Consider the following 11,903-nt stretch of genomic DNA (forward strand, 5'->3'; position numbering starts at 1 on the left):
CGTCAGTCCCTCGCCGCGGCCACGTCCCGTCAGCCACCAGCCGAGGTCCGCCGCCGTCCCAGCGACCGCCGGTCCCGTGCCGTCGTCGTCCCAGCTGCGGTCGAGGTCGGTCGCGTGCACCGAGAACCCCGGTTCGCCGTCCTGCGCCGCCCGGCGCCGGGCCAGGGCGCCGTCGACGAGGCGCGCCGCGAACGCCGCCGGCCAGTCGGCCCGGTCGTAGGCCGCGGCGAGGTCGACGTGGTGGATCTCGACCTCCCGAAGCCGCATGTCCGCGACCGCCGAGGCGGGGAACACCGGTCCGCCGGGGACGCGCTCGATCGTGGTCTGCCACGCGTCCGGCGGGATCGCCGCCATCGCGTCGGTCAGGTCGGTCGAGGCGCCCAGGAGCCGGGTGCGGATGGCCGCCGGATCCTGCCCGGCCAGGCCCTCGATGTCCCCGTCGCGGGCCTCCTGCGAGGCGTACATCGAGACGGCGCGGCCCTCCACGATGCCGGCGAGCGCGCCGGCCAGTCCCTCGGCGTTGAGCGCGAGATGGGCGAGCACGTGCGCCCGGCTCCAGCCGGGCAGCAGGCTCGGCCCGGCGTACGCCGTCTCGTCGAGCTCGTCGGCGGTGCGGATCAGCCGGCGGGTCGCCTCGGGGAGCAGGTCGGCGGCGGACGAGTCGGACGGGGTGGTCTCGGTATCGGCCATGGGCCCATCCTGCCGGACCGGGCGTTGTCGGTGCCCCGTGAGATCGTGGGGAACATCCGGGCGTGCGGGCTCGTTATGTGGTGCTCGCGCCGGTTACGATGACGAACACGTGTTCGAAGACGAGGGGACCAGGGGACAACGCAGTGGCGGACCAGCTCATCATCCGGGGTGCCCGGGAGCACAACCTCAAGGACGTCTCCCTCGACCTGCCCCGAGACTCCCTGATCGTCTTCACGGGACTCTCCGGCTCCGGCAAGTCGTCCCTGGCCTTCGACACGATCTTCGCCGAGGGACAGCGCCGCTACGTCGAGTCGCTCTCGGCGTACGCCCGCCAGTTCCTCGGCCAGATGGACAAGCCCGACGTCGACTTCATCGAGGGACTCTCGCCCGCGGTGTCGATCGACCAGAAGTCCACCTCGAAGAACCCTCGCTCGACCGTCGGCACGATCACCGAGGTCTACGACTACCTCCGGCTGCTCTACGCCCGCGCCGGGCGGCCGCACTGCCCGACCTGCGGCGCCCCGATCGAGCGGCAGACCCCGCAGCAGATCGTCGACCGGGTGCTGACGCTCGAGGAGGGCCGCCGCTTCCAGGTGCTCGCCCCGGTGATCCGTGGGCGCAAGGGGGAGTACGTCGAGCTGTTCAAGCAGCTGCAGACCCAGGGCTTCTCCCGGGTCCGGGTCGACGGCGAGACCCACGGCCTCGACACTCTGATGTCGGAGGGGCCCAAGCTCGACAAGCAGAAGAAGCACACGATCGAGGTCGTCGTCGACCGCCTCGCCGTCAAGGAGTCCGCCAAGCGGAGGCTGACGGACTCCGTCGAGACCGCGCTGCAGCTGGCCGGCGGGCTGGTGCTCCTCGACTTCGTGGACCTCGACGCCAAGGACCCGCATCGTGAGATGCGGTTCAGCGAGAAGATGTCCTGCCCCAACGACCACGCCCTCGACACCGACGAGCTCGAGCCGCGGTCGTTCTCCTTCAACTCGCCGTTCGGCGCCTGCCCGGCGTGCCACGGCCTCGGGACCCGCATGGAGGTCGACCCGGAGCTGGTCGTGCCCGACCCCCAGGCGACCTTGGGGGAGGGCGCGATCCAGCCCTGGAGCCAGGCCCACGTCGCCGACTACTTCCTGCGCCTGATGGGTGCGCTCGGCGACGAGCTCGGCTTCGACCTCAACACGCCGTGGGAGGACCTGTCGGCCAAGGCCCAGCGGTCGATCCTCGACGGACACTCCACCAAGGTGCACGTCGTCACCCGCAACCGCTACGGCCGGCAGCGCGCCTACTACGCGGAGTTCGAGGGCGTGCGCACCTACGTCGAGCGCCGCCACCGCGAGGCCGAGTCCGACACCAGCCGCGAGCGGTTCGAGGGCTTCATGCGCGAGGTGCCGTGCCCCGCGTGCGGCGGCAGCCGGCTCAAGCCCGTCTCGATGGCGGTGACGCTCGGCGGGTCCCGCGAGAGCGGCGGCAAGAACATCGCCGAGGTCTGCGCGCTGCCGATCAACGAGACCGCGGCGTACCTCCGCGACCTCGACCTGACCGCCCGGGAGCGCCAGATCGGCGAGCGGGTGCTCAAGGAGATCCAGGAGCGGCTCAACTTCCTGCTCGACGTGGGGCTCGACTACCTGTCGCTGGACCGCCCCTCCGGATCACTGTCGGGCGGCGAGGCCCAGCGGATCCGGCTGGCGACCCAGATCGGCGCCGGCCTCGTCGGGGTGCTCTACGTGCTCGACGAGCCGTCGATCGGACTGCACCAGCGCGACAACCACCGGCTGATCGAGACCCTGGTCCGGCTCAAGGACCTCGGCAACACCCTGATCGTCGTCGAGCACGACGAGGACACGATCCGGGTGGCCGACTGGGTCGTCGACATCGGCCCCGGGGCCGGGGAGCACGGCGGCCAGGTCGTCCACAGCGGTGACGTCGAGGGCCTGCTGCGCCACCCGGACTCGATGACCGGCCAGTACCTCTCCGGTCGCCGGGAGATCCCGGTGCCGGAGGTGCGCCGGCCGCGCACGACCGGTCGTGAGCTCACCGTCCACGGCGCTCGCGAGCACAATCTCCAGAACGTCGACGTCTCGTTCCCGCTCGGCCTGTTCGTGGCGGTCACCGGCGTGTCCGGCTCGGGCAAGTCGACGCTCGTCAACGACATCCTCTACACCTCGCTGGCCAAGCAGATCTACAACGCCCGTGCGGTGCCCGGCCGGCACCAGAAGATCACCGGTCTCGAGCACGTCGACAAGGTCATCCACGTCGACCAGTCGCCGATCGGCCGCACGCCGCGGTCCAACCCGGCGACGTACACCGGCGTCTTCGACCACATCCGCAAGCTGTTCGCGTCCACGCCCGAGGCGAAGATGCGCGGCTACCTGCAGGGCCGGTTCTCGTTCAACGTCAAGGGCGGCCGCTGCGAGGCCTGCGCCGGCGACGGCACGATCAAGATCGAGATGAACTTCCTGCCCGACGTCTACGTGCCGTGCGAGGTGTGCCACGGCGCGCGCTACAACCGCGAGACGCTCGAGGTGCACTACAAGGGCAAGACGATCGCCGAGGTCCTCGACATGCCGATCGAGGAGGCCGCGGAGTTCTTCGCGGCCGTCCCCGCGATCGCCCGGCACATGAAGACGCTGGTCGAGGTGGGCCTGGGCTACGTGCGACTGGGGCAGCCCGCGACCACGCTCTCGGGCGGCGAGGCGCAGCGGGTCAAGCTGTCCTCGGAGCTGCAGAAGCGCTCCACCGGACGCACCGTCTACGTCCTCGACGAGCCCACGACGGGCCTGCACTTCGAGGACATCCGCAAGCTGTTGCTGGTGCTCGGCCGGCTCGTCGACCAGGGCAACACCGTGCTGGTCATCGAGCACAACCTCGACGTGATCAAGACCGCCGACTGGCTGGTCGACATGGGCCCCGAGGGTGGTTCGCGGGGCGGCACGGTCGTCGCCGAGGGCACGCCCGAGGCGGTCGCGGCCAATCCGGCGAGCTACACCGGCCAGTTCCTCGCGCCGTTGTTGGAGGGCCGCGAGGCCCGGCAGCCGGCCACGAACGCTGCCACGAAGGCGGCCACCACCAAGGCGGCGACCAAGAGGACCACGACCAAGAAGGCCGCAGCGAAGAAGACCACGACCAAGAAAGCCGCGGCCAAGAAGACGACCGCCCGGACCCGGGCGAGCTGAGGCGGACCGGGCCTGGGATCCTCACCTCGCGGTGAACGAATCCGCTCCGCCTGTCGTTCTACGGTGCAGATTCGACTTCCTGCTGGCGAGAGGACGACCCCGTGACCCCAGGCATCAGCCGTCGCACGACCCTGACCGGAGCCGCCGCGCTGGGCATGGGCGTGCCGTTGCTCGCGGCGTGCGGCGGCGGCTCCGACGGGGGCGGTTCGGCGCCGAAGCCGCCGGCCGGTGAGGAGCTCGGGCCGGCCGCGGACGTGCCCGTCGGTGGCGGCACGATCTATCCCGACCAGAAGGTCGTGGTGACCCAGCCGGCGAAGGGCGACTTCAAGGCGTTCTCGTCGATCTGCACGCACGCCGGGTGCCCGGTCGCCGCGGTGCAGAACGGCACGATCAACTGCACCTGCCACGGCAGCAAGTTCTCGATCGAGGACGGCTCGGTGTCCAACGGCCCGGCCACGGAACCGCTCCCGACGGTCGCGGTCACCGTCCAGGGCGGCCAGATCACCACCGCGTAGAGGCTGTGACAGGCCGGGTGGTCGGTGGCGGCCCGTAGGGTTGCCGCGTGCCTCCCGCTCGACCTGCCCGCCCCTCCCGAGGCCCGCAGTCCTACCGTCCCGAGCCCGGGTCGATCCCGACCCAGCCGGGTGTCTACCGGTTCCGCGACGGCCGCGGCCGAGTGGTCTACGTCGGCAAGGCGAAGAACCTCCGCGCGCGGCTGTCGTCGTACTTCCAAGACGTCGCCCACCTGCACCCGCGCACCGCCACGATGGTGACGACCGCCGCCAGCGTCGAGTGGACCGTGGTGAAGACCGAGGTCGAGGCGCTGCAGCTGGAGTACTCCTGGATCAAGGAGTTCGACCCGCGGTTCAACGTGAAGTACCGCGACGACAAGTCCTACCCGTGGCTCGCGGTCACGGTCGGCGAGGAGTTCCCGCGGGTGATGGTCGGTCGCGGCGCCAAGCGCAAGGGGACCCGCTACTTCGGGCCCTACAGCCACGCGTGGGCGATCCGCGAGACCGTCGACCTGCTGCTCCGGGTGTTCCCGATGCGCTCGTGCAGCAACGGGGTGTTCAAGCGGTCCGCCCAGATCGGCCGGCCGTGCCTGCTGGGCTACATCGACAAGTGCGCGGCGCCGTGTGTCGGCAACGTCACCGCGGAGCAGCACCGCGCGATCGTCGACGACTTCTGCGACTTCATGGCTGGCCAGACCACGGCGTTCGTGCGCCGCATCGAGAAGGAGATGTACGCCGCGAGCGATGCGCTCGACTTCGAGAAGGCCGCGCGGCTGCGCGACGACCTCGGCGCCCTCACCAAGGCACTCGAGAAGCAGGCCGTGGTGCTCGGCGACGGCACGGATGCCGACGTGATCGCGCTCGCCGAGGACCCGCTCGAGGTCGCCGTGCAGATCTTCTACGTCCGCGGCGGCCGGATCCGGGGCCAGCGGGGCTGGGTGGCCGATCGCGTCGACGAGGGCGGCACGGCCGAGCTGGTCGACGACTTCATCCTGCAGCTGTACGCCGGCGCCGGCCCGGACGAGATCCCGCGGGAGATCCTGGTGCCGGCGCTGCCGCCCGACGTCGCGACGTACGAGCAGCTCCTCAGCGACCTGCGCGGCTCCCGCGTCGCCATCCGGGTCCCGCAGCGCGGCGACAAGCGGGCGCTCCAGGAGACCGTCGCCCAGAACGCGGGCCAGGCGCTGGCCCTCCACAAGACCAAGCGTGCCAGCGACCTGACCACCCGCAACCGTGCTCTGGAGGAGATCCAGGACGCGCTCGGGCTCGACGAGGTCCCGCTGCGTATCGAGTGCTACGACATCTCCCACCTCCAGGGTTCGGAGATCGTCGCGTCGATGGTCGTGTTCGAGGACGGCCTGGCGCGCAAGTCCGAGTACCGCCGGTTCGTGATCCGCGGCCAGGACGGCTCCGACGACGTCCGCGCCATGCACGAGGTGATCACCCGGCGGTTCCGGCGGCTGCTCGACGAGCAGGCGTCCAGCACCGAGGTGACCGGCGCCCAACAGGATTCGGGGGCGGGCCCCATGCTGGTCGACCCGGAGACCGGCCGGCCCCGCAAGTTCGCCTACGCCCCCGGCCTGGTCGTCGTCGATGGTGGCGCCCCGCAGGTGGCCGCCGCGCAACGGGCGCTCGCCGACCTGGGCATCGTCGACATCCCGGTCTGCGGCCTGGCCAAACGGCTGGAGGAGGTCTGGCTCCCCGAGCAGGAGGACCCGGTGATCCTGGCCCGCAGCAGTGAGGGGCTGTACCTCCTCCAGCGGGTCCGCGACGAGGCCCACCGGTTCGCGATCACCCACCACCGGTCCCGCCGCTCCAAGTCGATGGTCGAGAGCCTCCTCGACGACGTCCCTGGCCTCGGCGAGGTGCGCCGCAAGACGCTGCTCAAGCACTTCGGGTCCCTGAAGCGGCTGCGCGAGGCCTCCGTCGAGGAGATCGCGCAGGTGCCGGGCATCGGGCCCCGGACCGCTGGTGCGATCAAGGATGCGGTGGCCCGCAGCAGCAGCAAGACTGGACCCGCGGTGGTGAGCGTCAACACCGCCACCGGCGAGATCGAGGAGGGTTAGCCGTGTCGAGCGACAGGTCCACCGCCGCAGCGCCGGGGGAGCTGGTGGTGGTCACCGGGATGACGGGTGCGGGTCGGAGCACCGCCGCCAAGGAGCTGGAGGACCTCGGCTACTACGTCGTCGACAACATGCCGCCGAGTCTGCTGCGCGAGGTGGTCCGGCTCGTCGACGAGAGCCGCGGCACCCAGCAGCCCATCGCTGTCGTCGTCGACGTGCGCTCGGGATCGTTCTTCCAGTCCCTCCAGGCCAACCTCGCCCAGGGCGCGACGGGACGGCACGCCACGCTGGTCTTCCTGGAAGCCACCGACGACGTCCTCGTCCGGCGCCAGGAGGCGGCCCGGCGTCCGCACCCGCTGCAGGCGGGTGGCCGCCTGATCGACGGGCTGGTGCGCGAGCGGGAGGTGCTCGCCGACCTGCGCAGCGAGGCCGATCTCGTGATCGACACCACGGGGCTGAACGTCCACCAGCTCACCGACCGGATCGCCGAGGCGTTCGGCAGCCCCGACACCGTGCGCCTGCGGGTCACCGTGGTCAGCTTCGGCTTCAAGTACGGCATTCCCGTCGACGCGGACTTCGTCGCGGACATGCGGTTCCTGCCCAACCCGCACTGGATCCCGGAGCTGCGGCCTCGCACCGGACGCGACCGGGCGGTCGCCGACTACGTGATGGCGCAGTCCGGAGCGGCCGAGTTCATCGACGCCTACGTGCCTGTGCTCGAGGGAGTCGCGGAGGGCTACCTGCGCGAAGGCAAGCGGTTCATGACGGTCGCGATCGGGTGCACCGGCGGCAAGCACCGCAGCGTCGCGATGACCGAGGAGATCGCCCGGCGGCTGCGCGAGGCCGGGTACGAGACCAGGGCGACGCACCGGGACCTCGGACGCGAGTGAGCACGGCGATGGGGCACGACCGGGCCCAGTCCGTGGTGGCCTTCGGGGGTGGTCACGGCCTCGCGGCGTCCCTGCAGGCGCTGAGGCTCCTGGTCGACGACCTGGTCGTCGACGATCTCACCGCCGTCGTCACGGTGGCCGACAACGGCGGTTCGTCCGGCCGGCTGCGCTCGGAGTTCGGCGTACTGCCGCCCGGCGACCTGCGGATGGCGCTGGCCGCGCTCTGCGGTGACAACCAGTGGGGCGACACCTGGGCGCGCGTGCTCCAGCACCGCTTCGCCGGACACGGCGACATGCGCGGCCACGTGATCGGCAACCTCCTGATCGTCGGACTCTGGGAGCAGCTCGGCGACCCCGTCGCCGCGCTCGACTGGGTCGGCCGGCTCCTGGGCACCTCCGGCCGGGTGCTCCCGATGGCCCTCACTCCGCTCGACATCACCGCCGAGGTCCGCGGTCTGCCGGAGAACCCCGCCGGCCTGACGAGCGTGCGGGGCCAGGTCGAGGTCGCCACGACGGAGGGCGTGATCTCCTCGATCGCCCTCGACCCGCCCGACCCGGAGCCCTGCCCGGAGGCCATCGCGGCCGTGCACGCGGCCGACTGGCTGGTCCTCGGTCCCGGCTCGTGGTTCACCTCGGTGATCCCACACCTCCTGGTGCCGGCCCTCCACGACGCGATCGTGACCAGCGACGCCCGGGTGGTGGTGACCCTCAACCTCGACGAGCAGGCGGGGGAGACCCCGGGGTTCGAGCCCGCCGACCACCTCGCCGTGCTCGCCGAGCACGCCCCCGATCTGCGGATCCACACCGTCCTCGCCGACTCCCGCAGCGTCGGCGCCGGGCTCGACGACCTCCTCGAGGTCGTCCAGGCCACCGGCGCGCAGCTGGTGATCGCCGACGTCGCGTGCGCCGACGGCTCGCCGCGGCACGACCCGGCCCGGTTGGCGGCGTCGTACGCCCGCATCCTCGAGACCCGTGATCTCGACGGGAGCGGCACACGTCGTTGACGGGCGTGAAAGGATCGGCGCCATGGCGATGACGGCACAGGTGAAGGCGGAGCTGGCCAGCACCGCGGTGACGAAGACGTGCTGCCGCAAGGCCGAGGTGGCCTCGATGCTCCGGTTCGCGGGTGGCCTGCACATCGTCAGCGGCCGGATCGTGGTCGAGGCCGAGTTCGACACCGGCGCCGCTGCGAGGCGTCTGCGCACGAACGTCGCCGAGGTCTACGGCCACCAGTCCGACGTCGTGATGGTGCAGGGCAACGGCATCCGCAAGGGCAGCCGCTACATCGTCCGCGTCGTCAAGGACGGCGAGGCGCTGGCCCGCCAGACGGGCCTGCTCGACCAGCGGGGGCGCCCGGTGCGCGGGTTGCCCCCGGCCGTGGTGTCCGGTGGCGGCTGTGACGCGGTCGCGGCCTGGCGCGGCGCGTTCCTCGCCCACGGCTCGCTCACCGAGCCGGGCCGGTCCTCCGCGCTCGAGGTGACCTGCCCCGGGCCCGAGGCGGCCCTCGCCCTGGTCGGCGTGGCCCGCCGGCTCGGCATCCACGCCAAGGCGCGCGAGGTCCGCGGCGTCGACCGGGTCGTGATCCGCGACGGCGACGCGATCGGCCAACTGCTGACCCGGCTCGGGGCCCACGAGTCGCTGATGGCTTGGGAGGAGCGCCGGATGCGCCGGGAGGTGCGGGCGACCGCCAACCGGCTCGCGAACTTCGACGACGCCAACCTGCGCCGCTCGGCCCGTGCCGCGGTGGCCGCGGGCGCGCGGGTCGACCGGGCGATGGAGATCCTCGGCGACGACGTCCCCGACCACCTCAAGATGGCCGGTGAGCTCCGGCTCGAGCACAAGCAGGCATCGCTCGAGGAGCTCGGACAGCTCCACGACCCGGTGCTCACCAAGGACGCGATCGCGGGCCGGATCAGGCGCCTCCTGGCGATGGCCGACAAGCGTGCCGAGGAGCTCGGGATCCCGGACACCGAGGCGTCGCTCACGCCGGAGATGCTTGCCGACGAGGGGTAACTTAGGCTCTATGAAGACCTAAGGTCCCGAGGTCGCAGGACCTTCGCTCGTTACCTGGACGTACCCCGGGACGAGAGGTTGGTCATAGCGATCCGACGGATAGGGTCGACCACGGACGGCCGGACATCCCGGCCGCACCCACCAGCTAGCGCGACACGAGGAGCTCCGCAGTGACCGTTCGAGTAGGTATCAACGGGTTCGGCCGGATCGGCCGCAACTTCTTCCGGGCCGTCGTGGCCTCCGGCGCCGACATCGAGATCGTGGCCGTCAACGACCTGACGGACAACAAGACCCTGGCGACGCTCCTCAAGTACGACTCGATCCTGGGTCGCCTCGAGGGAGACGTGACCTCGACCGAGACCGAGATCTCCGCGGCCGGCCACACCTTCAAGGTCTTCGAGGAGCGCGACCCGGCGGCCCTGCCGTGGGGCGACCTCGGCGTCGACATCGTCATCGAGTCGACCGGCCTGTTCACCGACGCGACCAAGGCCAAGGCGCACATCGACGGCGGCGCGAAGAAGGTCATCATCTCCGCCCCGGCGAAGAACGAGGACGTCACGATCGTCATGGGCGTCAACGAGGGCGACTACGACCCGGCCGCGCACACGATCATCTCCAACGCCTCGTGCACCACCAACTGCCTGGCCCCGATGGCCAAGGCGCTCCACGACGAGCTCGGCATCGTCAAGGGCCTGATGACAACCATCCATGCCTACACCGGTGACCAGAACCTGCTCGACGGCCCGCACCGAGACCTGCGCCGCGCTCGCGCCGCCGCCCTGAACATCGTCCCGACCTCGACCGGTGCCGCCAAGGCGATCGGCCTGGTCATGCCGGAGCTCAAGGGCAAGCTCGACGGCTACGCGCTGCGCGTCCCCACCCCGACCGGCTCCGCCACCGACCTCACCTTCGAGGCCGGTCGCGAGACCACCGTCGAGGAGGTCAACGCGATCGTGAAGGCCGCCGCCGACGGCAAGTTCCTCAAGTACAGCGAGGACCCGATCGTCTCCACCGACATCACGACCGACCCGGCGTCCTGCATCTTCGACGCGCCGCTGACCAAGGTCATCGGGAACCAGGTCAAGGTCGTCGGCTGGTACGACAACGAGTGGGGCTACTCCAACCGCCTCGTCGACCTGATCGACTACGTCGCCGCCTCGCTCTGATCGTGGGCAACTACGACGGACTCGGTGAGGTCGCCGGCAAGCGCGTTCTTGTCCGGTCCGACCTCAACGTCCCGCTCGACGGGACGACCATCACCGACGACGGCCGGATCCGCGCCAGCGTGCCGACCATCAAGGCGCTGGCCGACGCTGGCGCCCGGGTGATCGTGACCGCCCACCTCGGGCGCCCCAAGGGGGCGCCCGAGGACCGGTACTCGCTGCGGCCGGTCGTCGCCCGGCTCGGCGAGCTGCTGGGCCAGGAGGTCGCGTTCGCCACCGACACCGTCGGGGAGAGCGCCCAGGCCACGGTCGGGGACCTCCAGGACGGGCAGGTCGCCGTGCTGGAGAACGTCCGGTTCAACGCGGGGGAGACCAGCAAGGACGAGGCCGAGCGGGGGGCGTTCGCCGACCAGCTCGCGTCGCTCGCCGACGCCTTCGTCTCCGACGGCTTCGGCGTGGTCCACCGCAAGCAGGCCTCGGTCTACGACGTCGCCCAGCGGCTCCCGCACGCCATGGGTGCCCTGGTCGCCAAGGAGACCGACGTGCTGCGTCGGCTCACCGCCGACCCGGAGCGGCCCTACGTCGTGGTCCTCGGCGGGTCGAAGGTCTCCGACAAGCTCGGCGTCATCGACAACCTGCTCGGCAAGGCCGACAAGCTGCTCATCGGCGGCGGCATGGTGTTCACGTTCCTCAAGGCCCAGGGCCACGAGGTCGGCAAGAGCCTCCTCGAGGAGGACCAGCTCGACACCTGCCGGTCCTACCTGGAGCGCGCCGAGCAGACCGGGGTACAGATCCTGCTGCCGACCGACATCGTGGTCGACACCGCGTTCCCCTCGGCCGAGCGGACGCCGGAGCCCCGCGTCGTACCCGCCTCGGAGATCCCGGCCGACGCCCTCGGCCTCGACATCGGCCCGGAGTCGGCGGCGGCGTTCGCCGCGGCGCTCTCCGATGCCCGCACGGTCTTCTGGAACGGCCCGATGGGCGTCTTCGAGACCGATGCGTTCGCCGGCGGCACCCGTGCGGTCGCCGAGGCACTCACCAAGGTCGACGGCCTCTCGGTCGTCGGCGGCGGCGACTCCGCAGCGGCCGTGCGCAAGCTCGGCTTCGACCAGGGCGGCTTCGGACACATCTCGACCGGCGGCGGCGCCAGCCTCGAGTACCTCGAGGGCAAGGAGCTGCCGGGCATCAAGGTCCTGGAGGACTGACCACCGGGCACAGCGTCCTCGGGGACCCCGACCGGGGTCCACGCGGACGGCCCGGACCCCTACTCGCACTCTCGACACCCTGAGGACGTCATGGCCAACACTCGCACCCCGCTGATGGCGGGCAACTGGAAGATGAACCTGAACCACCAGGAGGCGGTGGTGCTGGTCCAGAAGCTCGCCTGGACGCTGTCGGACAA

The 11,903-nt window shown here is 71.1% G+C and carries 9 protein-coding genes and 1 pseudogene; 9 read left to right on the forward strand and 1 reads right to left on the reverse strand.

The genetic code is table 11. The features are described from left to right. On the reverse strand, positions 1-690 hold a 690-nt coding region (locus VGD85_RS00350; RefSeq protein WP_331061458.1), incomplete at its 3' end, for a maleylpyruvate isomerase family mycothiol-dependent enzyme. Between the two features lie 143 nt (positions 691-833). Here VGD85_RS00350 and uvrA point away from each other — a divergent pair. From uvrA to VGD85_RS00395, 9 genes and pseudogenes are all read left to right on the forward strand, one after another. Continuing rightward, the gene (uvrA, locus tag VGD85_RS00355) at positions 834-3,860 is read left to right on the forward strand and encodes an excinuclease ABC subunit UvrA (protein WP_331061459.1); all 3,027 of its coding nucleotides are present in this window, start codon (positions 834-836) and stop codon (positions 3,858-3,860) included. 101 nt (positions 3,861-3,961) lie between these two features. Further along, positions 3,962-4,375: a Rieske (2Fe-2S) protein gene (locus VGD85_RS00360; protein ID WP_331061460.1), complete on the forward strand. Its 414-nt coding sequence runs from the start codon at positions 3,962-3,964 to the stop codon at positions 4,373-4,375. Positions 4,376-4,422: 47 nt separating this feature from the next. Further along, on the forward strand, positions 4,423-6,438 hold the full coding sequence (gene uvrC / locus VGD85_RS00365; protein ID WP_331061461.1) for an excinuclease ABC subunit UvrC: 2,016 nt from the start codon (positions 4,423-4,425) through the stop codon (positions 6,436-6,438). Between the two features lie 2 nt (positions 6,439-6,440). Beyond that, the gene (gene rapZ / locus VGD85_RS00370; protein ID WP_331061462.1) at positions 6,441-7,325 is read left to right on the forward strand and encodes an RNase adapter RapZ; all 885 of its coding nucleotides are present in this window, start codon (positions 6,441-6,443) and stop codon (positions 7,323-7,325) included. A gap of 8 nt (positions 7,326-7,333) precedes the next feature. Next, positions 7,334-8,329, forward strand: coding sequence for a uridine diphosphate-N-acetylglucosamine-binding protein YvcK (locus VGD85_RS00375; RefSeq protein ID WP_331061466.1), 996 nt, complete (start codon positions 7,334-7,336; stop codon positions 8,327-8,329). Positions 8,330-8,351: 22 nt separating this feature from the next. Then, the gene (gene whiA, locus VGD85_RS00380) at positions 8,352-9,338 is read left to right on the forward strand and encodes a DNA-binding protein WhiA (RefSeq protein ID WP_331061463.1); all 987 of its coding nucleotides are present in this window, start codon (positions 8,352-8,354) and stop codon (positions 9,336-9,338) included. A 170-nt stretch (positions 9,339-9,508) separates the two neighbouring features. Further along, positions 9,509-10,504: a type I glyceraldehyde-3-phosphate dehydrogenase gene (gene gap, locus VGD85_RS00385; RefSeq protein WP_331061464.1), complete on the forward strand. Its 996-nt coding sequence runs from the start codon at positions 9,509-9,511 to the stop codon at positions 10,502-10,504. Between the two features lie 2 nt (positions 10,505-10,506). Beyond that, the gene (locus VGD85_RS00390; RefSeq protein WP_331061465.1) at positions 10,507-11,706 is read left to right on the forward strand and encodes a phosphoglycerate kinase; all 1,200 of its coding nucleotides are present in this window, start codon (positions 10,507-10,509) and stop codon (positions 11,704-11,706) included. Positions 11,707-11,796: 90 nt separating this feature from the next. Continuing rightward, a pseudogene (locus tag VGD85_RS00395) lies at positions 11,797-11,903 on the forward strand (triose-phosphate isomerase); the annotation flags it as partial.

The sequence above is a fragment of the Nocardioides sp. genome (assembly GCF_036401255.1).
Taxonomy (GTDB): Bacteria; Actinomycetota; Actinomycetes; order Propionibacteriales; family Nocardioidaceae; genus Nocardioides.

Coding starts and splice junctions, on each gene's coding strand:
- VGD85_RS00375 (WP_331061466.1), top strand. CDS start 7,334: ATGGGGCACGACCGGGCCCAGTCCGTGGTGGCCTTCGGGGGTGGTCAC.
- whiA (WP_331061463.1), top strand. CDS start 8,352: ATGGCGATGACGGCACAGGTGAAGGCGGAGCTGGCCAGCACCGCGGTG.